We start from the raw sequence: 21,528 nt of genomic DNA, 5'->3' as shown, positions 1-21,528 counted from the left end.
ACGATGCCTACCTGATATTAATAATGGCAGGATTATTTTAAGTCGGGTAAGTCGTTGTATAAGCCCTGTTTAATTCCCGCTAATGGAATAAGGTTATTAACCGCAGCGGCATAATTTACTGCGGCAACCCAGCCATCATAATTGGCATTTATTTCAGCCGATTGCGCCTGAAAGACATCTTGCTCGACGGTTAATAGATCATTCAGACTGCGTTTACCTAATTTATATTCATTTTGGTACACATCTCGCGTTTTGTGTGCGCTTTCGGATTGCGCTAAACCGGCTTCTTCGCGCCCCCGTGCGCCAGTCCAGTTGGCATACGCCACCGATGCCCGTTGTAATACATCCAGTTTTGCCTGTTCGACCTGCGAGGCGGAGATTTTTTGTTGCCCTTCGGCCTGTTGTACCTGGGCTGAAACCGCGCCGCCCTGATACAACGGCGCGTTAACGTTCAGCTGTAACTGGTCGTCCCAGTACGAGCGATCGCTGGTCTGGTAGCGCGTTTTGCCCCCCTGAATACTGAGCGTCGGCCAGTATTGCGCTTTGGTTTTTTCCACGCCGTACTGTGCCGACTGGCGTAAATTTTCTGCCGCCAGCACCAGCGGAATGGACTGGTAATCAATATTTTTTAGCGATACCGGCTGCTCGGCTAATTCCGCAGGTGGCGCGGCTATCGCCTCCGGCTGTACGCCAGTCAGCACCGCCAGTTGCGCTTTGGCGCTCGCCATTTGCGCCTGATATTGCTCCAGCGTCGAGCGCATTCCGGCAATGCGTGTCTGCGCCTGCAATTCATCAGAAGATGAATTCAGGCCGGCGTTGGCGCGCAGTGCCGCCATGTTGTAGACATTTTCCAGCGAGTGAATATTGCGTTGAGCCGCATCGCACAAAGCCTGATAACGGCTAACTTCCATATAGGTGGTCGCCGTTTTCTCTGCGACATCGGTTAGGGTTGCCATCAATTTAAAGCGGTAGCTGTCACGAGCGGCAGTTTGCAGTTTGATATCGTTGTTCGTTTTACCAAAGTCATATACTAGCTGCGTCAGGGTTATGCCATACGAAACGTTGTTATCAAGCCTGCCGCTGGAGTCCGTTTGTCGGGACGGCCCCGCGTTACCGGTTAAGCCAACGTGCGGATACCAGGCACTTTTGGCTTCATCGATTTGCGCTTCGCCAATACCTATCTGCGCCGCCTGTTGGGTGACGTCGGGGTTTCGCGCAAATGCGCGTAATATACTTTCCTGTAAGGATAAACTGGCAACCGACGTAACCGCAGGGGCGGTAGCCCATTGTGGTAATGGCGCTGCAAGCGCGTTTTCTCCCATCACAATAAAACTTATTAAAAATATCAGGCATTTATTTTTACGGTTTTTTAATTGTAATCGCGCCATAGATAAGTCACTTCCTTCCAGGTCATTATTTTAACTGGTTTTTATAACCAGCCTCATTTTATTTAAGAAGGGTAATAACTTGTGCATCTCTTTCGTTTTATTCCCCCTATTAAAAGAAATGCAGCTAAAAATCTTATACGTTATTTATTAAGAATACACTACGAGTTTTAGATTACCATCATCCGCATTGAGAATAATCTATAGAAAGAAGTGATAAGAATCACAGTTTTATCCTGTATATACCATTTTTTTGTGACTTATTTATTAAAGGTATAAGACGGAGGATTTGATTAAGAAAAAATAAAGGCGCAGCGCAGAAAGCACTGCGCGCAGGTAGATTTTATATGGTTTTATTCCGTTTCATTACCATTGCCACAATAAGGCTTAGTAATAGTGCGCCAATAATCCACATTAGTGCGCTGCTGCCCTGGGACCATAAACTGTAAATAAAACCGATGATTACCAACAGCATGACCAGCATACCGACAATGAGAATTGGCAACGAGGCGTGAATATCATGACGCAGACGGATCGCCACCACAAACACCGCAAGGTAGCAGATCAAAAAGGTGGCGCTGGCAACGCTGGCCAGGGAACCTAAATTAAGCGCCGCCGTCATCAGCATGATCAACACCACGATGATGATGTTACCCCACGTACTCTGCCGCCACAGGGATCTATTCATTATCTTTGGCAACTCGCGCTCGCTGCCCATGTTGTCCATGATATTAAACACCGCAAACAGGTTTGCGTTGATGGCTGATGCCGTCGCCAGCAAGGCACCTATCACCACTATCACATAACCCACATGCCCGAGCAGTGGAGAAGCAGCCTGCGCTACGGCGGTATCAGCATATTTTTCTAACTCTAATGCCGAAACATCACTAAGCAGTACCAGTGCCAGGGAAATATAGAGCAGCATGGTAACGCCTATCGCCAGCAAAAATGCTCGCGGCATAATGACCGCCGGATCTTTCACTTTATCCGCCGCGTTCGCCATCATGCCAAAGCCCGCATAGGCGAGGAAAGTAATCCCGATGCAGGAGAAGAACGCGCCGGAGCTGGGGGGCGCAGAGACGGAAATATGCGCCGGTTGCAGCGACCAGACGCCCGCAATAATCAGCAACAGCAGGATCATCATTTTGATGCCGACAAGGATCACTTCCAGCCGCCCTACTGCATGGTTGCTTAAGGAGTTGAACAGCGTCATCAGGGCAATAATCGCCAGCGCGTAGAGCAAAATAAGATGCTCATCCTGGCTGCCCTCATGCAAAAACTGCACAGCATAAGCACCAAAGGCACGGGCAACCATCGCGATGCTCACCGCCAGCGTCATCAGGTACAGCAACGAGAGCGCCAGCGAAAAAACACCGTTGCCTAATCCCCGGCGAAAGAAGTCAATAATCCCGCCATTGCTGGGATAACTTGCGCCAAGGCGCGCATAGGCATATCCGGAAAACATCGCCACAATGCCGCCAAAAGCAAAAGCGACCCAGGTCGAGGCTTCCATTAGCAACGCCGCCTGCCCCAGCAGGGCAAAGATCCCCGCCCCTACCATCGCCCCGATACCTATGGAAACCACATTCCATAGTCCCAGAGGTTTGTCACCGTTATTACCTTCCGTGTTCATCATGATCAGCCCTTAAACACGTTATAGCCGAGTTGTTTAGCGACCGATGCCACCATTTTTTGTCCACGAACACTGTTGCCTTCTTCATCCAATGGTGGCGAGAACGCGGCAATACCCATCACGCCAGGCACTACCGCCAGAATGCCACCACCGACGCCGCTTTTGCCAGGTAAGCCAACGCGATACGCCCAGTCACCGGAGCGACCATACAGCCCTTCCATCATCATTTCGGCCAGGATGTACGGCACATTGTCGGCCTGAAGAACGCGTTTTTGGCTTAGCGGATTAACACCGCCCGCCGCCAGCGTCGCGCCAAGCGTAGCCAGTTCAACGGTATTGATAAGCGTGGAGCACTGGCGGGTGTACACGTCGCAGGCTTCCATCGCATCACAATAGAGATATCCAGAGGAATACAGCAGCCAGGCAATCGCCCGGTTGTGGAAGTTGGTGGTCTGTTCCGACTGGTTTACTTCCTCAGAGAGCACCACCTGCTCACCAGCAAGTTGTTGTTGGATGTGTAAAATTCTCTGCCAGCGTTGTTCAGCATTATCGGCTTTGATCAGACTGGTAGTGGCGATAGCGCCTGCATTCACCAGCGGCGACAACGGCTTGCCACCATGAAGTTCTAAGGCAATGACTGAGTTAAAAGGCAATCCGGTCGGGTCAGCGCCAATTTTGTCCTGTACCGCCTGCGGGCCGACATCTTCCAGCGCGAGGGCTAAAGTACAGACTTTCGAGATGGACTCCAGCGCAAAGCGGTAATCGCTATCACCCGCGCGATAGATATTGCCATCACAAGTCACAATAGCTACCCCCGCCAGTTGGCTGGGGACATTTGCCAGAAAGGGAATGTAATCGGCATTTTGCCCGCCGTTAAGTGAGTGAAATTGGGTAAATGCCTGATCCACTGCCTGCTGTAAATTTTTTGCATCTGACATCTGTTGTTAACTCCTTTTTATAGATGCGGGAGGCTATTCCTCATCCCGATGCCAATTTTCAGGCATCCTGATTTAACTTAGCACCCGCAACTTAACCAAAGGAAAACAAAGAGATAAATGTCTAATCCTGATGCAAATTGAGCCAATTTTTTAATCTCTATCGCGTTTTCATTGCGCGACGAAATAATTTCTTGACCTTCCCCTTGCTGGAAGGTTTACCCTTTATCACAGTCAGTCAAAACTGTCTTAAAGGAGTACGTTATGTCACAAACTATCGACCTGACCCTGGACGGCCTGTCCTGCGGTCACTGTGTTAAACGCGTGAAAGAAAGTCTCGAACAGCGCCCGGACGTTGAGCAGGCAGATGTGTCAATTACGGAAGCGCACGTCACCGGTACTGCCAGCGCGGAACAGCTTATCGAAACCATCAAGCAAGCGGGTTATGACGCATCTGTAAGCCACCCAAAGGCTAAACCGCTGGCGGAGTCATCAATCCCGTCGGAAGCACTGACAGCGGTTTCTGAGGAGCTTCCGGCAGCAACCGCCGATGACGACGATAGCCAGCAGTTGCTGTTGAGCGGCATGAGCTGCGCCAGCTGTGTCACCCGCGTACAAAATGCGCTGCAAAGCGTACCGGGCGTCACCCAGGCACGGGTAAACCTGGCGGAGCGCACTGCGCTGGTGATGGGCAGTGCCTCCGCACAAGATTTAGTGCAGGCGGTGGAAAAAGCAGGCTACGGCGCGGAAGCGATTGAAGATGACGCTAAACGCCGTGAGCGCCAGCAAGAAACTGCCGTCGCAACCATGAAACGCTTCCGCTGGCAGGCGATTGTCGCCCTGGCGGTGGGTATCCCGGTAATGGTCTGGGGGATGATCGGCGATAACATGATGGTCACCGCCGACAACCGCAGCCTGTGGCTGGTAATCGGTCTGATAACGCTGGCGGTAATGGTTTTCGCGGGCGGGCATTTTTACCGCAGTGCATGGAAAAGCCTGCTCAACGGCGCGGCGACGATGGATACGCTGGTGGCGCTGGGTACTGGCGTGGCGTGGCTCTATTCAATGAGCGTTAACCTGTGGCCGCAGTGGTTCCCGATGGAAGCGCGGCATCTTTATTACGAAGCCAGCGCGATGATTATCGGTCTGATCAACCTCGGTCATATGCTGGAAGCGCGTGCACGCCAGCGTTCATCGAAGGCGCTGGAGAAATTACTCGATTTAACCCCACCGACGGCGAGACTGGTCACTGACGAAGGTGAAAAGAGTGTGCCGCTGGCAGACGTTCAGCCAGGTATGTTGCTGCGCCTGACAACCGGTGACCGTGTGCCGGTGGATGGCGAAATCACTCAGGGCGAAGCGTGGCTGGATGAGGCGATGCTGACGGGCGAACCTATTCCACAGCAAAAAGGCGAAGGCGACAGCGTTCATGCCGGGACGGTGGTGCAGGACGGTAGTGTGCTGTTTCGCGCCAGCGCAGTCGGCAGCCATACCACGCTGTCGCGGATCATTCGCATGGTGCGCCAGGCCCAGAGCAGTAAGCCAGAAATCGGTCAGTTGGCGGATAAAATCTCTGCCGTATTTGTACCGGTGGTAGTGGTGATTGCGTTGATCAGTGCAGCAATCTGGTATTTCTTTGGGCCAGCACCGCAAATTGTTTATACCCTGGTGATTGCCACCACGGTGCTGATTATCGCCTGTCCATGTGCGCTGGGGCTGGCAACACCGATGTCGATTATTTCCGGCGTCGGGCGCGCGGCAGAATTTGGTGTGCTGGTGCGTGACGCCGACGCGCTGCAACGCGCCAGTACGCTCGACACCGTGGTGTTCGATAAAACCGGGACGCTGACCGAAGGTAAACCGCAGGTTGTCGCAGTAAAAACGTTTTCTGATGTTGATGAAGCGCAGGCGTTGCGTCTGGCGGCGGCGCTGGAACAAGGTTCCAGCCATCCGCTGGCACGGGCGATCCTCGATAAAGCAGGCAATATCACGCTGCCACAGGTCAATGGCTTCCGCACATTGCGCGGACTAGGGGTAAGTGGCGAAGTGGAAGGCCATTCACTGCTGCTGGGGAATCAGGCGCTGTTAAATGACCAGCAAGTCGATACGAAAGCGATTGAAGCTGATATTTCAGCCCAGGCATCACAAGGCGCAACGCCGGTGTTGCTGGCCGTTGATGGCAAAGCGGTGGCTCTGTTGGCGGTACGCGATCCATTGCGTAGCGATAGCGTGGCGGCGCTGCAACGCCTGCATAAAGCAGGATATCGTCTGGTAATGTTAACCGGCGATAACCCAACCACAGCCAATGCGATCGCCAAAGAAGCAGGGATTGATGAAGTGATTGCGGGTGTATTGCCGGATGGTAAAGCCGAAGCGATTAAACGTCTGCAAAGCGAGGGACGCCAGGTAGCGATGGTGGGCGACGGCATTAACGACGCGCCAGCGTTGGCCCAGGCGGATGTAGGTATTGCGATGGGTGGCGGCAGTGATGTTGCCATTGAAACAGCGGCGATTACCCTGATGCGCCATAGCCTGATGGGGGTTGCAGACGCACTCTCCATCTCCCGCGCGACGCTACGCAATATGAAGCAAAACCTGCTTGGCGCGTTTATCTACAACAGTATCGGTATTCCGGTCGCCGCAGGTATTTTGTGGCCGTTCACCGGAACGCTGCTTAACCCGGTAGTTGCCGGGGCGGCAATGGCACTCTCATCGATTACCGTAGTGAGTAACGCCAACCGGTTGCTGCGGTTTAAACCGAAGGAATAAGTATGTCATTGCGGATGCGCTGCTTTAGGGTGGCGCATCCGTTATGGGGAAATTATTCTACGCGACCTTCTTTGCTCGCTTTTCACGGCGTGCCAAATATTCAGCCGCTGTTTCAATCCGTCCCAATTCTTCCTGGGTGCGCATGTTGTTTTCAACTTCCCAAAGATCAACTGCCGCCTGGAGGTTTAGCCAAAAATCGACTGAGGTATCAAAAACTTTAGCCAGGCGAAATGCCATATCCGTTGTGAGTTTACGATTGTTATTAATCAGTGCACTGACGCTATTACGATGAACATGTAGCAACTCTGCTAACTCATTGATTTTCAAATCGAACGGTTCCAGATATTCATAGAGAAGAATATCTCCGGGTGTCGTCGGTTTTCTTGTTGCCTGTTTCATGGTTTTACCTTTCTCGTCATCGCGACAGCTATGTTTTAGTAGTCGTGTGGATCTAAATACAATTCTTCGGCCTTGCCATTAACCCATTTAAAAATCAGTCGGTACTGTTTATTCACTCTAATGGAGGAGTATTCCTGCAATTTCCCCGATAACTCTTCGTACCGGTTCCCTGGTGGGGAACGTAAATCCCGATGAGAAGTTGCAGCATTAATGATGTCCAATTTTCTTGATAACGCGTTATGGATTTCAGCTGGGATCTTTCGATGTGGCGTTGAGTGGACAAAAAAATCAGCCAGCCAGGCATCACGAAAACTCCTTATGTTGATTTTTTGATCCATTCCATTCTCATCTCCTTGTCCATTATTTAATCATTATAATGCACACAAGCACTGTGCACAAGTGCAACAATCAACTCCATTTGCGCCATCCCTCCCCGCGCGCTAGCATGATATTTCACAAAGGGAGGTCGTATGGATCTGTTGTACCGGGTAAAAACACTTTGGGCCGCGCTGCGCGGTAATCATTACACCTGGCCTGCCATCGATATCTCTCTCACCGGCAATCGCCATTTTCATCTGATTGGCAGTATTCATATGGGTAGCCACGATATGGCTCCTCTACCCGCCCGTTTGCTTAAAAAGCTCAAACAAGCCGATGCGCTGATTGTCGAGGCGGATGTTTCCACCAGCGATACGCCTTTTGCTAATTTGCCTGCCTGCGAGGCGCTGGAAGAGCGCATCAGCGAAGAACAATGGCAAAATCTGCAGCACATCAGCCAAGAGATGGGCATTTCTCCGTCGCTCTTTTCTAGCCAACCGCTGTGGCAAATCGCGATGGTTCTTCAGGCGACGCAGGCGCAAAAACTGGGGCTGAGGGCTGAATATGGTATCGATTACCAGCTATTGCAGGCGGCGAAACAACAACATAAAACCGTGATTGAACTGGAAGGGGCAGAAAACCAGATTGCCATGTTGCTCCAGCTCCCCGACAAAGGACTGGCGCTGCTGGACGATACGCTGACCCACTGGCATACCAACGCACGGCTACTACAACAAATGATGAGCTGGTGGCTGAATGCGCCGCCGCAAAATAATGAAATAACACTGCCCAATACGTTCAGCCAGTCGCTGTACGACGTGCTGATGCATCGGCGAAATCTTGCCTGGCGGGATAAATTACGCGCTATGCCACCGGGGCGCTATGTGGTCGCGGTCGGTGCGTTACATCTTTATGGAGAAGGGAATTTGCCACAAATGTTGCGCTAAAAAAATGGCCAATATCGCTATTGGCCCGTCAAAGAGGAATTTCATATTTTTATTATTATGCCGTCACTTTAAGCGACGGTGTAACTCGATTGTCGCTCAATCTCACCATCCTGCCAATACTATTAGGCAAGATGACTCTTTTTTTTGAGCCGCCATCAGGCGTATGCTTTCTCCGTTTTTTGTTTGAGGCAGGAAAATTACGATGACACCCGCAGTTAAATTACTCGAAAAAAACAAGATTTCATTCCAGATTCATACCTACGATCACGATCCGGCTGAAACCAACTTTGGCGATGAAGTGGTCAAAAAATTAGGGTTGAATGCAGATCAGGTGTACAAAACGCTGTTGGTCGCAGTGAACGGCGATATGAAACATCTGGCGGTGGCCGTTACGCCTGTCGCCGGCCAACTGGATCTTAAAAAGGTGGCAAAGGCGCTGGGTGCCAAAAAAGTGGAAATGGCCGATCCGATGGTCGCGCAGCGTTCGACGGGATATCTGGTTGGGGGAATTAGCCCACTGGGGCAGAAAAAACGTCTGCCGACGATTATTGATGCCCCCGCGCAAGAATTTGCCACTATTTATGTTTCCGGCGGCAAGCGCGGGCTGGATATTGAACTTGCGGCAGGCGATCTGGCGAAGATCCTCAATGCCAAATTTGCCGATATCGCCCGCCGCGATTAAGCATTGTGCCGGATGCGAACATCCGGCACTTTCAGATTACTGCCAGCTTACCTCACCTTTCGGCTCATACGCACTCGCATCCAGCGGCGAGTTTTTCTGGATATAGTCTTTCAGCACTTCAGCATCAATAAAGCCGGTATTCACATAGCCCGGTTTGTTATCAAGGCGCGGATAACCATCGCCGCCGGTGGCATTGAAGTTTAATGTCGCCATACGGTAAGTTTTTGCCGGATCGACCGGTTCGCCTTTGATTTTCAGGTCGTTCAGTTTGCCGTCTTTCGCCACAAAGCTGACGTTGGCAAATTGCGGATAGGCACCGGAATCTGGTTTCATTTGCGCGACGGCGGTGAGGTAATCAATCACCTCTTTACCGGTCATGTCGGCATACACCACCACATTGCCGAACGGCTGCACTTTCAGCACGTTTTTATAACTGATGTTACCCGCGTCGATGGAGTCACGAATCCCGCCTCCGCTCATCACCGCAAAGTCGGCTCCGGTGCGATCCATTTGTGCTGCCAGAATCAACCTTCCCATATTGGTCTGTACGAAACGAACTTTGCTGCGGTCGCCTTCAAGGCGGTCACTAACCTCACCAATTTTCACTTCCAGTTGCGCTTTGCCTTTGTTCTGGAACGGGGATAACAGCGAGATCATTTGCTGGTTTTCAGCGATTTCCGGGGTGTACAGCACGCGTTCGCTTTTTCCGTCTTCCCAGGTCACTTTTTTCTTCAGGTTCACCGGAATCAACTGGTAATTGACCATTTTCATTTCGCCATTGCGAAACTCAAAATCGGCTCGTCCCACATACTTGCCCCACTCATGCGCCTGGACAATCCAGATGCCGTTTTGTTGATCCGGCTTGCAAGGCGTACCCGGCACGTAATCCACCTGTTTTTTATTTTCTGCTGCCATGCAGACCGGATCTTGCGAGTGACCGCCGACGATCATCGCCAACGATCCGGCAGGCAGGCTGCGCGCCATCTCTACATCGCCCGGTGCGTTTGAACCGTGTTCGCCATTGTCGTAATGCCCCATATGCGTGGCTGCAATAATAATGTCTGGCTTTTCTGTCTGTTGCAGCTCCTGAATCACCAGCTTCGCTTCATCGGCGGGCTTACGAAACTCAATGTCGGTGAAATATTCCGGGTTACCAATTTTCGCCGTGTCATCGGTCGTCAGACCAATTACCGCGATTTTCAGATCCTGACGCTTAAACAACGCCCAGGGTTTAAACAGGCGCTCGCCGGTACTTTTTTGATAGATATTGGCGGAGAGTAACGGGAACTTTGCCCATTTTTCCTGCTGGCGTAATACGGTGAGCGGGTTATCAAATTCATGATTACCGATCGCCATCGCGTCATACCCCACCAGATTCATGCCGCGAAAATCCGGTTCGGCGTCCTGTAAATCTGATTCCGGTACACCAGTGTTAATGTCACCACCTGAAAGTAACAGCACGCTACCGCCTTCAGCCGCGACTTCTTTACGGATACCATCCACCAGCGTTTTTTGCGCCGCCAGACCATATTCGCCATATTCATTACGCCAGAAATGACCGTGGTGGTCGTTGGTATGAAGTACCGTAATTTTGTAGGTTTTATCCTGCTCATAAGCCTGGGCGGTTTCACTCGCCAGTGTAAATGCGGCTAATAATGCTAATGCCACACCCCGCTGCAAAAACTTCATATTTCTCTCTCCCTGACCAGATATCAACGTGTTGAAAATTAGTATGACGCGACATAATAGACAAGTCTGTGTTCGGTGATGGTAAATCTACATACAAAAATGGAAATTCTGTATTAAGCATTGAGACTTCCTTCAGACAGCGCATACAGGTATGTTAGTCGGGTAATAATCACAAATAAGATAATTCTTTACATCGCAACTCTGAAAAAGTGACTTTCCTATGGCAATGAGTGAACAAACCCAGCCTGCGGCGGGCGCGGCTGCATCGACCACTAAGGCTCGTACATCATTTGGTATTTTAGGCGCAATCAGCCTCTCGCATCTGCTGAACGACATGATCCAATCGCTAATTCTGGCGATTTATCCGCTGCTTCAGTCAGAGTTTTCCCTGACGTTTATGCAGATTGGGATGATTACCCTCACCTTTCAGCTCGCTTCTTCGCTGCTGCAACCGGTAGTCGGCTACTGGACAGATAAATACCCAATGCCGTGGTCATTACCGATTGGCATGTGCTTTACCATGAGCGGCCTGATACTGCTGGCGCTGGCGGGTAGTTTTGGTACGGTTCTGCTGGCGGCGGCGCTGGTCGGTACGGGTTCGTCGGTCTTTCACCCGGAATCTTCCCGCGTGGCGCGTATGGCGTCTGGTGGACGTCATGGCCTGGCGCAATCTATCTTCCAGGTGGGCGGTAACTTTGGCAGTTCGTTGGGGCCATTGCTGGCGGCGGTCATCATTGCCCCTTACGGCAAAGGCAACGTTGCATGGTTTGTGCTGGCGGCGTTGCTGGCTATCGTGGTTCTGGCGCAAATCAGCCGTTGGTACTCTGCACAGCATCGGATGAGTAAAGGCAAACCGAAAGCAATAATAATCAATCCACTGCCGCGTAATAAGGTCGTGCTGGCTGTTTGCGTGCTGTTAGTGCTGATTTTCTCGAAATATTTCTATATGGCGAGCATCAGCAGCTATTACACCTTTTATCTGATGCAAAAATTCGGATTATCCATCCAGAATGCCCAGCTTCATCTGTTTGCCTTCCTGTTTGCCGTCGCGGCGGGTACGGTGATTGGCGGGCCTGTCGGGGATAAAATCGGTCGAAAATATGTAATTTGGGGCTCTATCCTCGGCGTTGCGCCGTTTACCTTGATTTTACCCTACGCCAGCCTGTACTGGACGGGGGTTTTAACGGTAATTATTGGATTTATCCTCGCCTCGGCGTTTTCTGCCATTCTGGTCTACGCTCAGGAGCTACTTCCGGGGCGTATAGGCATGGTTTCTGGACTGTTTTTCGGTTTCGCTTTCGGTATGGGGGGGCTGGGTGCTGCGGTTCTGGGGCTTATCGCCGACCATACCAGTATCGAGTTAGTTTATAAAATCTGTGCTTTCCTTCCACTTCTTGGTATGTTGACCATATTCTTGCCTGATAACCGGCATAAATCCTGATTTCCAGGCAGCCAAAGGTAAACTTTGGCTGCCTCATTTTACAGTAGCCATAAGCCTTTCCTCTTCCTGCACCTTATCACTTTTCCGATCCGTGCCTTTTTTGCGGTTAATTCCATTTTTCTGCAAAATTCAACAATTATTCATAAACATCAACAATGAAATTGTCATAAACTATTACCTGTAATTTTGGTTTTCCCAGCCAAAAATGGACAACAACCACCAGGAACAGGAGACGGAATGCATCACGCCACCCCGCTTATCACCACCATTGTTGGCGGCCTTGTGCTCGCTTTTATCCTCGGCATGATTGCTAATAAACTGCGTATTTCTCCTCTGGTGGGATATCTGTTAGCAGGCGTGCTGGCAGGACCTTTTACTCCAGGGTTTGTTGCCGACACCAAACTGGCACCAGAGCTGGCGGAGCTGGGCGTTATTCTGCTGATGTTCGGCGTCGGTTTGCATTTTTCGCTCAAGGATTTGATGGCGGTAAAGTCCATCGCCATTCCCGGCGCGATCGCCCAGATAGCGGTAGCGACGTTGCTGGGTATGGCTCTTTCTGCCGTGATCGGCTGGTCGTTAATGACTGGCATCGTGTTCGGTTTGTGTCTTTCTACCGCCAGTACCGTGGTACTGCTGCGTGCGCTTGAAGAACGGCAGTTGATAGACAGTCAGCGCGGGCAAATCGCCATCGGCTGGTTGATTGTGGAAGACCTGGTAATGGTTCTGACGCTGGTGTTGCTGCCCGCAGTGGCTGGAATGCTGGAACAGGGCGACGTGGGCTTTGCGACGCTGGCGGTTGATATGGGAATCACCATCGGCAAGGTGGTGGCATTTATCGCCATTATGATGTTAGTGGGTCGCCGTCTGGTGCCGTGGATTATGGCGCGAAGCGCAGCAACCGGTTCGCGAGAACTGTTTACCCTGTCGGTGCTGGCGCTGGCATTAGGCATTGCTTTTGGTGCGGTAGAACTGTTTGACGTCTCCTTTGCACTCGGCGCATTCTTCGCCGGGATGGTGCTAAATGAATCCGAACTTAGCCACCGCGCGGCGCATGATACGCTGCCATTGCGCGATGCGTTTGCGGTGCTATTTTTCGTCTCCGTTGGGATGCTATTTGATCCGTTAATTCTGATTCAGCAACCGCTGGCAGTGCTGGCAACACTGGCGATTATTCTGTTTGGTAAATCGGTCGCGGCACTGTTCCTCGTTCGGTTGTTTGGTCACTCCCAGCGCACGGCGTTAACCATCGCCGCCAGCCTCGCGCAAATTGGTGAGTTCGCGTTTATCCTGGCGGGGCTGGGGATGGCGCTGAATCTGCTGCCACAGGCCGGGCAAAACCTGGTACTGGCAGGCGCGATCCTGTCTATTATGCTCAACCCGGTACTGTTCGCGCTGCTGGAAAAATATCTGGCAAAGACCGAAACACTGGAAGAACAGACGCTGGAAGAAGCTATCGAAGAAGAGAAGCAGATCCCGGTGGATATTTGCAACCATGCGCTACTGGTTGGCTACGGTCGTGTAGGCAGTCTGCTGGGGGAGAAATTACTCGCCTCTGATATTCCGTTAGTGGTGATTGAAACATCACGAACCCGCGTTGATGAACTGCGTGAGCGTGGCGTTCGCGCGGTACTGGGCAACGCGGCGAACGAAGAGATTATGCACCTTGCGCATCTGGAGTGCGCGAAATGGCTGATTCTGACCATTCCTAACGGTTACGAAGCTGGCGAGATTGTGGCCTCTGCTCGCGCCAAAAACCCAGATATTGAGATTATTGCCCGCGCCCATTATGACGATGAGGTGGCGTATATCACCGAACGTGGCGCGAATCAGGTGGTGATGGGTGAACGTGAAATCGCCCGTACTATGCTGGAACTGCTGGAAACACCACCGGCTGGCGAGGTGGTGACGGGGTAATACATTAATGTCGCCATTGCCGGATGCGATGCTGACGCATCTTATCCGGCCTACGCGTGCCGTCTTCCGTAGGTCGGATAAGGCGTTTATGCCGCATCCGACTGTCATTGGTTCGATGGCTTAACGATCCCAGTAAGACTCTTCCAGGCTGTCTTCTCGCTCCGGCAGACCGCGCGTTAAGCGTGGTGAATGCTGGTTCAGTACCTGATAGCTCACACGGTTAGCATATTTACACACCTGTGCTAACGACGAATAAGTCAGCCAGGTGAATTTATGCTTGCTGGAATTTGGCACGTTAGTGCGGTGATAGCTATTGGCGGTAATGTCATGCAACAACGCGGCCAGCGCACCGTCTCCGGCACCGTTGGTGTTCATGATTTTTTCTGGTCCGCCCATGTACGGCGCAATGTGCGAATAGACGCGCAGCGGATTCTGGCAATCTTTGTGGCGCATGGCGCGGCTAAACTCATACTGGTTAAATTCCGCGATAGCGCCCGGCAAGAGCGGATGCTGGGTTTTGCGTTTCGCTTCGTCTTCCGTAAAGCCCGCCATATACAAGCCGATAGGCCCGGCGGTGCACAGCACCAGATCTACCCAGTCCAGCGCCTTGTCAGATGCCAGCAGCGGATCGCTCTCTCCGGTCAACGCTTCGGCTTCTTCTTCGTTCATCGCGAGGATGGAGACGTGCTCTTTGAGGAATTGCTGCCACCATTGCGGATTCTCGGCGATGACAAATTTAGTACCCAGCGTTAGCACCACCGGTACGTTATATTTTTTGGCATACTCAATGGCTTTCATGGTCGCTTCCGGCATCGGTTCACCCGGCTTGCAACGCACCAGATAGGACGTTAATACCAGCGCCGACGCTCCGGCGATAACATCTTCCGGAATGCTTTCTGCCCGTAACTGGTTCATATGACCTGGACTGATAGCAAAGGTACGTTCGCCAGACTCGCCAATCAGCGTAAAGCAACGACCAATCGGGCCATCCACGCCCTGCAGATAGTTAAGATCGGTACGGCTGGATGTATTGCACAAGTAACGATAGGCGTAGCTGCCAATTTCAATATTGCTGCACATCACGCCCAGCAGCACCGAACGGTCGTCTGCCAGTACAGAATAGTTGTGCATGGTATTGCCAATAGTGCCACCTGCAAACTGATGAGTAATCAGGTTTTTCTGTTTCAGCTCCTGATAAAGTGCTTCAGCAACATCATCTTCAATGACCAGTGAATGCCCGGCGCTTAATCCATAACGTTCAATAAAATCGTCTTCCACTTTGGCTTCAATATCCACCAGCGTCTGGTCGATACCGACCACCCAGGCTGCGCTGGTTTCGTTTTCTGGTTGGATTTGCTGCAACAGCGGATCGCGTGCATTTACGGGGAAGTAATGTTTGGATTTACGTTTGCCGGGAAATTTCATGGTTGTTTTTACGGGTGGTTAACTGAGCGGCGAATGTTAACACAATCATGCCTGAACGCGCGAGACGCAGGCAGTTTCAATATCAGCCGGCGGGATCGCATTTTCATGGGAGATGTTCCTTACAATGACGCAATTTGAAAGGAGTTTTTGCATGAAGCCGGAAAACAAACTACCCGTGCTGGAGCTAATCTCTGCCGAAATGAAGGCGGTTGTTAATACTCTTCAGCCCGATTTACCGCCCTGGCCCGCAACGGGAACGATTGCCGAACAACGCCAGCATTACACGCTTGAGCGCCGATTCTGGAATGCTGGCGCTCCAGAAATGGAAACCAGAGCTTACGCGGTTCCGACAAAATATGGTCAGGTAGAAGCACGGCAATTTTGTCCGAACCCGGATAGCCCGGCGACGTTGTTTTATCTGCATGGCGGCGGTTTTATTCTCGGCAATCTCGATACCCACGATCGCATTATGCGCCTACTGGCAAAGTACACCCAGTGTACGGTGATTGGTATTGATTACACCCTTTCGCCTGAAGCGCGTTTTCCGCAAGCGATAGAGGAAGTCGTGGCTGCCTGTTGTTACTTCCACCAGCAGGCGGGCGATTATCAGATCAATATGTCACGCATTGGTTTTGCCGGTGATTCCGCTGGCGCCATGCTGGCGCTCGCCAGTGCTTTATGGTTGCGTGATAAGCAGATCGATTGCGGCAAAGTTGTGGGCGTTTTGCTGTGGTATGGGCTTTACGGATTACGCGATTCCGTGACTCGCCGTCTGTTGGGCGGTGACTGGGATGGCTTAACGCAACAGGATTTGCAGATGTATGAAGAGGCGTATTTAAGCAACGAAGCAGACCGCGAGTCGCCGTATTACTGCCTGTTTAATAACGATCTCACTCGCGATGTGCCCCCCTGCTATATCGCCGGTGCAGAATTCGATCCGCTGCTGGATGACAGTCACCTGCTTTACCAGACGTTAGCAGTGCATCAGTAGCCCTGTGAGTTCAGACTCTACCCAGGAACGCTGCACGCCTTTTTGCATTATTCACGGATGATGAAAACCGCCGATGATGCTCTTCGCGACGGCGCTCAATTCTTTACCGCTCAGCTTTAGCGATACGCTGCAACAAGATTAGCCATCATTTCGATATGTTCCGGCGTGGCATTAAGCGCCGGAATATATTCGTATTTTTTACCGCCTGCACCGAGGAAGACTTCACGGTTTTGCTCGGCAATCTCTTCCAGTGTTTCCAGACAATCCGCAGCAAAGCCCGGACACATCACCTGAATATGGCCGACACCTTTTTCTCCCAGCATTTTCAGCGTTTCGTCGGTATAAGGCATCAACCAGGGTTCCCGACCAAAGCGCGACTGAAAGGTCATCATCACTTTTTCCGGTGCCATTCCCAGCGCAGAAGCCAGCTCGCGGGTCGTTGTGCGACAACGTTGCGGATAATCATCGCCTTCATCCGCATAACGCTGAGGAATACCGTGATAAGAGAGTAAAAGTAAATCTGGTTCGCCATGTTTGGCAAAAGAAGCACGAACACTGTTCGCCAGTGCATTAATGTAATCGTGGTTATCGGCGTAATCACGAATAAACGATATCCCCGGAATGCTACGTTTGCGCGCCAGAATGCGAGCCAGTTCATCCCACACCGCACCGACCGTTGAACAGGAGTATTGCGGGTAGAGCGGCAGTACCACGATATGATCAACATGTTCAGCCAGTAGTTCATCTACGGCGCTTTCCAGCGATGGCGTGCCGTAGCTCATTCCCAGCGCCACGGGCGTATCCGGTAAACGTTGTGCCAGCGCCTGTTGTTGCTGGCGGCTGTAAACCATCAGTGGCGAACCACCTTCCATCCAGACAGAGGCATACAGCTTCGCCACACGCGGCGAGCGCAGAGGCAAAATCACGCCGCGCAGCAATGGCCACCACAACAGCCGTGAAGTATCGACTACGCGTCTGTCGCTTAAAAATTGTTTCAGGTAGCGTTTTACCGCTTCAGGAGTGGGGGCATCGGGCGTACCCAGGTTTGCCAGCAGGATACCGGTTTTAGTTTGACGCATTACCGCCTCTTATCGATTCAACTTGTTGATAATTGTAGCGGAAAAGTGAGGAAGAAGAACTAATTGCTGTGAGAGGTATTGCCTGAGGAGGATGAGCAGACCTGCCCGAAAGCAGATCTGCTGCAACTTGATTAGCCGAGGATTTTTTCCAGAGCCGCGCGAACTTCAGCAACCGGTTTGGTGCCATCGACTTTTGCGTATTTGGTGTTGCCCGCTTCCGCTTCTTTAGAGTAGTAGCCGATCAGCGGTGCAGTCATCTGATGGTATTCAACCAGACGTTTACGCACGGTTTCTTCCTGATCGTCTTTACGGGTAGTCAGTTCTTCACCGGTAACGTCGTCTTTGCCTTCGACTTTCGGCGGATTGAATTTAACGTGATAAACACGACCAGACGGCGCGTGAACGCGGCGGCCTACGATACGGTCAACAATCAGTTCGTCCGGTACGTCAAACTCCAGAACGTAGTCAACGTTGATGCCCGCTTCTTTCATCGCGTCTGCCTGCGGAATGGTACGCGGGAAGCCGTCAAGCAGGAAACCGTTACGGCAGTCTTCCTGAGCAATGCGCTCTTTAACCAGCGCGATCACCAGTTCGTCGGTGACCAGTTTGCCAGCATCCATAATGTCTTTTGCTTGTTTACCCAGCTCGGAGCCAGACTTGACCGCAGCACGCAGCATATCGCCAGTGGAGATTTGCGGAATACCATATTTCTCCATGATGAACTGAGCCTGAGTCCCTTTCCCCGCGCCCGGAGCGCCAAGCAGAATGATACGCATTGCGAAAATCCCCTTAAAATGTGTCGAATTTTTTGAAAAAGCGATAAACGATACCACCATCAGGCGATTGCCTCAAGAAAGGCACCTGGGGCTGAAACGGTTAAGGGGGAGATAATTTGCGGAAAGTGCAGATAATGAAAAGAAAAATGCCGGATGACACGAAGGTCATCCGGCACCACATTCAGCTGTATGCCGGATAAAATTCATCCGGCATTACATCAGGAAACCAGCAGCTGGTTCATACGACGAATAAACAGGTTCGGATCTTCCAGCGTGCCGCGTTCTGCCAGCAGCGCCTGATCCAGCAGCAGTTCTACCCACTCGCTGAACTTCGCTTCATCTTCAGTATCTGCCGCACGTTTCACCAGTACGTGATCCGGGTTCAGTTCGAAGATGTATTTCACTTCTGGCACTTTCTGGCCCGCCGCAGCGAACAGTTTCGCCATCTGGGTGCTCATTTCGTCCGCATCAGTAGACACAATCGCTGGCGTATCGGTCAGACGGTGGGTCAGACGGACATCTTTCACACGCTCGCCGAGCAGGGCTTTCACGCGGTCAATAAACGGAGTCAGTGCTTTCTCCGCTTCTTTCGCGCTCTCATCAACTTCGTCAGCCAGTTTTTCCAGCGACTCGTCAACTTTTGACACGGACTGGAACGGTTTACCGTCGAACTCAGTCAGATAGTTCATCATCCACTCATCGATGCGGTCGGAAAGCAGCAGAACTTCGATGCCTTTCTTACGCAGCAGTTCCAGGTGCGGGCTGCTCTTCGCTGCCGCATAGCTGTCTGCGGTGATGTAGTAGATTTTCTCCTGCCCTTCTTTCATGCGGGAAACATAGTCTTCCAGAGACACGGTCTGCGCAGAAGAATCGGTATGGGTAGAAGCAAAACGCAGCAGTTTGGCGATCGCTTCCTGGTTAGCGAAATCTTCCGCCGGACCTTCTTTCAGTACCAGACCAAACTGTTGCCAGAAGGTCTGGTATTTTTCCGCGTCGTCTTTCGCCAGTTTTTCCAGCATTTGCAGCACACGCTTGGTCAGCGCATTGCGCAGGTTACGCGTTACCGTGCTGTCCTGGAGGATTTCACGGGAAACGTTCAGCGGCAGATCGCTGGAGTCAATCAGACCACGCACGAAGCGCAGATAGTTCGGCATGAACTGTTCTGCGTCGTCCATGATGAACACACGCTGGACGTACAGTTTCAGGCCGTGTTTATGATCGCGGTTCCACATATCCCACGGAGCCTGGGACGGGATGTACAGCAGGCTGGTGTACTCTTGCTTACCTTCAACTCGGTTATGGCTCCAGGTCAGCGGATCGTTAAAGTCGTGGGCGATGTGTTTGTAGAACTCTTTGTATTCTTCATCGGTGATTTCCGACTTGTTGCGAGTCCACAGCGCCTGCGCTTTGTTGATTTTCTCCCAGGAAATAACGGTTTCGCCGTCTTTCTCTTCGCGTTTTTCGATCTCTACCGGCAGCGCGATATGGTCGGAGTATTTGCTGATGATGGAACGCACGCGCCAGTCATCGAGGAATTCATCCTCGCCTTCGCGCAGATGCAGGGTAATTTCAGTACCGCGATCTTCTTTGGTGATATCGGCAACGGTGTATTCACCTTCGCCCGCCGATTCCCAGAATACGCCGTTTTCTGGTTTTTCACCTGCCGCACGGGTGCGCACGGTCACTTTATCGGCCACGATAAACGCAGAGTAGAAACCAACACCAAACTGACCGATCAGCTGGCTGTCTTTCGCCTGGTCAGAACCCAGGGATTCGAGGAACGATTTGGTGCCGGATTTAGCGATAGTCCCCAGATGGTCGATCACTTCGTCGCGGGTCATCCCCACGCCGTTGTCGGAAATAGTCAGCGTGCGCTTGTCTTTGTCGAAAGAGACACGAACGCGCAGTTCGCCGTCACCTTCGTACAGATCCGGGTTAGAGAGCGAGCGGAAACGCAGCTTGTCCGCCGCATCGGAGGCGTTAGAGATAAGCTCACGCAGGAAGATTTCTTTATTGGAATAGAGAGAATGGATCATCAGATGCAGAAGCTGCTTCACTTCTGACTGAAAACCACGAGTTTCTTGTCCTTTCATGTAGGTCTACCTCAATAATGCCATTTTAAGGTTAAAAACAGGATGAGGGAGAGATGGGGACAAGGAGGAATAATTTCAAGCGAGAGCAGGTGATCCTGCTCTCGTTTGCTTAAAAACGAATCTTATGACGCCCGGCAAGTGAGTGCGACAGCGTGGTGCCGTCGACCATTTCCAGTTCGCCGCCAACCGGTACGCCGTGGGCAATACGGCTGGCTTCCACGTCATACTGCGCGCAAAGCTCGGCAATGTAGTTAGCGGTGGCTTCACCTTCGACCGTTGGGTTGGTGGCGAGGATCACTTCGGTGATTTTTTCCTCCGACAGACGCTGTTCCAGACGATCAAGTCCGATATCATCCGGTCCGATGCCGTCCAGCGGTGACAGGTGCCCCATCAACACAAAATAACGGCCTGAAAACTGCCCCGTCTGCTCAATGGCGTAGATGTCCGCCGGACTCTCCACCACGCAGATTTGACCGTTTTCCTGACGACGCGGGTTTGAACAGATGTTACAGACTTCCTGCTCAGTGAAGGTGCGGCAATCGGCGCAGTGACCGATTTCCGACATCGCCCGGGTGAGCGCCTGCGCCAGACGCATCCCGCCGCTACGATCGCGCTGAAGCAGCGTGAACGCCATACGCTGCGCCGACTTCGGACCAACGCCCGGCAGACAGCGCAGTGCTTCCATAAGCTGTGTTAACAGCGGGCTGGTTTGCATCAGAACGGCATCTTAAAGCCAGGCGGCAGCTGCATTCCGGAGGAAACAGAGGCCATTTTTTCTTTCTGAGTTTCTTCGATACGACGTGCTGCATCGTTGAATGCCGCAGCCACCAGGTCTTCCAGCATCTCTTTGTCGTCTTCCAGCAGGCTTGGGTCGATCTCAACGCGACGGCAGTTGTGTGCGCCGTTGATGGTCACTTTAACCAGACCTGCGCCGGATTCGCCGGTCACTTCCAGCTTCGCGATTTCTTCCTGCATCTGCTGCATTTTTTCTTGCATCTGCTGGGCCTGCTTCATCAGGTTGCCCAGACCGCCTTTACCAAACATAGGTTTCT

General features: G+C 51.9%; 17 protein-coding genes and 1 pseudogene. 6 read left to right on the top strand and 12 right to left on the bottom strand.

The features are described from left to right. Positions 1-32: 32 nt before the first annotated feature. The 3 genes from C3D30_RS04925 to glsA all read right to left on the bottom strand — a co-directional run bounded on the left by C3D30_RS04925 (position 33) and on the right by glsA (position 3,956). Entirely contained in the window at positions 33-1,388 is a 1,356-nt protein-coding gene (locus C3D30_RS04925; RefSeq protein ID WP_105286546.1) for a TolC family outer membrane protein, read from the bottom strand. Positions 1,389-1,728: 340 nt separating this feature from the next. Then, the gene (locus tag C3D30_RS04920; RefSeq protein ID WP_105284678.1) at positions 1,729-3,021 is read right to left on the bottom strand and encodes an APC family permease; all 1,293 of its coding nucleotides are present in this window, start codon (positions 3,019-3,021) and stop codon (positions 1,729-1,731) included. Positions 3,022-3,023: 2 nt separating this feature from the next. Beyond that, positions 3,024-3,956, bottom strand: a complete 933-nt coding sequence (gene glsA, locus C3D30_RS04915) for a glutaminase A (RefSeq protein WP_105286545.1) — start codon at positions 3,954-3,956, stop codon at positions 3,024-3,026. A 261-nt stretch (positions 3,957-4,217) separates the two neighbouring features. On the opposite strand from glsA, the gene copA reads away from it, so the two are divergent. Continuing rightward, complete coding sequence (gene copA / locus C3D30_RS04910) at positions 4,218-6,722, top strand: copper-exporting P-type ATPase CopA (RefSeq protein ID WP_000083985.1); 2,505 nt, start codon at positions 4,218-4,220, stop codon at positions 6,720-6,722. Positions 6,723-6,779: 57 nt separating this feature from the next. On the opposite strand, the gene C3D30_RS04905 is transcribed toward copA, so the two are convergent. Both C3D30_RS04905 and C3D30_RS04900 read right to left on the bottom strand, forming a co-directional pair. Further along, complete coding sequence (locus C3D30_RS04905; RefSeq protein WP_000806436.1) at positions 6,780-7,121, bottom strand: HigA family addiction module antitoxin; 342 nt, start codon at positions 7,119-7,121, stop codon at positions 6,780-6,782. 35 nt (positions 7,122-7,156) lie between these two features. Continuing rightward, on the bottom strand, positions 7,157-7,459 hold the full coding sequence (locus C3D30_RS04900) for a type II toxin-antitoxin system RelE/ParE family toxin (RefSeq protein ID WP_000372162.1): 303 nt from the start codon (positions 7,457-7,459) through the stop codon (positions 7,157-7,159). A 132-nt stretch (positions 7,460-7,591) separates the two neighbouring features. Here C3D30_RS04900 and C3D30_RS04895 point away from each other — a divergent pair, with 132 nt between their 5' ends. Beyond that, positions 7,592-8,386 carry a TraB/GumN family protein gene (locus C3D30_RS04895; RefSeq protein WP_000365167.1) on the top strand — a complete coding sequence of 265 codons (795 nt, stop codon included), beginning with the start codon at positions 7,592-7,594 and terminating at the stop codon, positions 8,384-8,386. A gap of 202 nt (positions 8,387-8,588) precedes the next feature. Beyond that, on the top strand, positions 8,589-9,068 hold the full coding sequence (gene ybaK, locus C3D30_RS04885; RefSeq protein ID WP_105286544.1) for a Cys-tRNA(Pro)/Cys-tRNA(Cys) deacylase YbaK: 480 nt from the start codon (positions 8,589-8,591) through the stop codon (positions 9,066-9,068). Between the two features lie 36 nt (positions 9,069-9,104). Here the strand turns inward: ybaK and ushA are convergent, their stop codons facing one another. After that, positions 9,105-10,757 (bottom strand): bifunctional UDP-sugar hydrolase/5'-nucleotidase, encoded by a 1,653-nt coding sequence (ushA, locus tag C3D30_RS04880; protein WP_000670593.1) that lies wholly within the window; start codon positions 10,755-10,757, stop codon positions 9,105-9,107. A 220-nt stretch (positions 10,758-10,977) separates the two neighbouring features. Between ushA and fsr the strand changes: the two genes are divergently transcribed. Further along, the gene (fsr, locus tag C3D30_RS04870; RefSeq protein ID WP_001251623.1) at positions 10,978-12,198 is read left to right on the top strand and encodes a fosmidomycin MFS transporter; all 1,221 of its coding nucleotides are present in this window, start codon (positions 10,978-10,980) and stop codon (positions 12,196-12,198) included. 237 nt (positions 12,199-12,435) lie between these two features. After that, entirely contained in the window at positions 12,436-14,112 is a 1,677-nt protein-coding gene (ybaL, locus tag C3D30_RS04865; protein ID WP_000546194.1) for a YbaL family putative K(+) efflux transporter, read from the top strand. Positions 14,113-14,232: 120 nt separating this feature from the next. On the opposite strand, the gene gsk is transcribed toward ybaL, so the two are convergent. Then, positions 14,233-15,537 carry an inosine/guanosine kinase gene (gene gsk / locus C3D30_RS04860; RefSeq protein ID WP_000671589.1) on the bottom strand — a complete coding sequence of 435 codons (1,305 nt, stop codon included), beginning with the start codon at positions 15,535-15,537 and terminating at the stop codon, positions 14,233-14,235. Between the two features lie 151 nt (positions 15,538-15,688). Here gsk and aes point away from each other — a divergent pair. After that, positions 15,689-16,648, top strand: a pseudogene (gene aes, locus C3D30_RS04855) (acetyl esterase). Here aes and hemH read toward each other — a convergent pair. From hemH to C3D30_RS04825, 5 genes are all read right to left on the bottom strand, one after another. Continuing rightward, a complete protein-coding gene (gene hemH, locus C3D30_RS04850; RefSeq protein ID WP_001250102.1) occupies positions 16,645-17,607 on the bottom strand; it encodes a ferrochelatase in 963 nt (320 codons plus the stop codon). The pseudogene aes and the gene hemH sit on opposite strands and share 4 nt — an antisense overlap. 131 nt (positions 17,608-17,738) lie before the next feature. After that, positions 17,739-18,383 carry an adenylate kinase gene (adk, locus tag C3D30_RS04845; protein WP_001313630.1) on the bottom strand — a complete coding sequence of 215 codons (645 nt, stop codon included), beginning with the start codon at positions 18,381-18,383 and terminating at the stop codon, positions 17,739-17,741. A 218-nt stretch (positions 18,384-18,601) separates the two neighbouring features. After that, the gene (gene htpG, locus C3D30_RS04835; RefSeq protein ID WP_105286542.1) at positions 18,602-20,476 is read right to left on the bottom strand and encodes a molecular chaperone HtpG; all 1,875 of its coding nucleotides are present in this window, start codon (positions 20,474-20,476) and stop codon (positions 18,602-18,604) included. Positions 20,477-20,585: 109 nt separating this feature from the next. Continuing rightward, positions 20,586-21,191, bottom strand: coding sequence for a recombination mediator RecR (gene recR, locus C3D30_RS04830; RefSeq protein ID WP_001195027.1), 606 nt, complete (start codon positions 21,189-21,191; stop codon positions 20,586-20,588). After that, positions 21,191-21,520: a YbaB/EbfC family nucleoid-associated protein gene (locus C3D30_RS04825; RefSeq protein ID WP_001515903.1), complete on the bottom strand. Its 330-nt coding sequence runs from the start codon at positions 21,518-21,520 to the stop codon at positions 21,191-21,193. The genes recR and C3D30_RS04825 overlap by 1 nt, the downstream gene beginning before the upstream one ends. Positions 21,521-21,528: the final 8 nt, after the last annotated feature.

The organism is Escherichia sp. MOD1-EC5433 (genome assembly GCF_002966005.1).
Lineage (GTDB): Bacteria > Pseudomonadota > Gammaproteobacteria > Enterobacterales > Enterobacteriaceae > Escherichia > Escherichia ruysiae.
The sequence above is the reverse complement of the archived record's forward strand: the minus strand, read 5'-3'. Positions and strand labels throughout refer to the sequence as shown.

Excerpts from the sequence above, each read along its gene's own strand:
- C3D30_RS04925 (WP_105286546.1), bottom strand. The coding sequence starts at position 1,388 with ATGGCGCGATTACAATTAAAAAACCGTAAAAATAAATGCCTGATATTT.
- C3D30_RS04920 (WP_105284678.1), bottom strand. The coding sequence starts at position 3,021 with ATGATGAACACGGAAGGTAATAACGGTGACAAACCTCTGGGACTATGG.
- glsA (WP_105286545.1), bottom strand. The coding sequence starts at position 3,956 with ATGTCAGATGCAAAAAATTTACAGCAGGCAGTGGATCAGGCATTTACC.
- copA (WP_000083985.1), top strand. The coding sequence starts at position 4,218 with ATGTCACAAACTATCGACCTGACCCTGGACGGCCTGTCCTGCGGTCAC.
- C3D30_RS04905 (WP_000806436.1), bottom strand. The coding sequence starts at position 7,121 with ATGAAACAGGCAACAAGAAAACCGACGACACCCGGAGATATTCTTCTC.
- C3D30_RS04900 (WP_000372162.1), bottom strand. The coding sequence starts at position 7,459 with ATGGATCAAAAAATCAACATAAGGAGTTTTCGTGATGCCTGGCTGGCT.
- C3D30_RS04895 (WP_000365167.1), top strand. The coding sequence starts at position 7,592 with ATGGATCTGTTGTACCGGGTAAAAACACTTTGGGCCGCGCTGCGCGGT.
- ybaK (WP_105286544.1), top strand. The coding sequence starts at position 8,589 with ATGACACCCGCAGTTAAATTACTCGAAAAAAACAAGATTTCATTCCAG.
- ushA (WP_000670593.1), bottom strand. The coding sequence starts at position 10,757 with ATGAAGTTTTTGCAGCGGGGTGTGGCATTAGCATTATTAGCCGCATTT.
- fsr (WP_001251623.1), top strand. The coding sequence starts at position 10,978 with ATGGCAATGAGTGAACAAACCCAGCCTGCGGCGGGCGCGGCTGCATCG.
- ybaL (WP_000546194.1), top strand. The coding sequence starts at position 12,436 with ATGCATCACGCCACCCCGCTTATCACCACCATTGTTGGCGGCCTTGTG.
- gsk (WP_000671589.1), bottom strand. The coding sequence starts at position 15,537 with ATGAAATTTCCCGGCAAACGTAAATCCAAACATTACTTCCCCGTAAAT.
- hemH (WP_001250102.1), bottom strand. The coding sequence starts at position 17,607 with ATGCGTCAAACTAAAACCGGTATCCTGCTGGCAAACCTGGGTACGCCC.
- adk (WP_001313630.1), bottom strand. The coding sequence starts at position 18,383 with ATGCGTATCATTCTGCTTGGCGCTCCGGGCGCGGGGAAAGGGACTCAG.
- htpG (WP_105286542.1), bottom strand. The coding sequence starts at position 20,476 with ATGAAAGGACAAGAAACTCGTGGTTTTCAGTCAGAAGTGAAGCAGCTT.
- recR (WP_001195027.1), bottom strand. The coding sequence starts at position 21,191 with ATGCAAACCAGCCCGCTGTTAACACAGCTTATGGAAGCACTGCGCTGT.
- C3D30_RS04825 (WP_001515903.1), bottom strand. The coding sequence starts at position 21,520 with ATGTTTGGTAAAGGCGGTCTGGGCAACCTGATGAAGCAGGCCCAGCAG.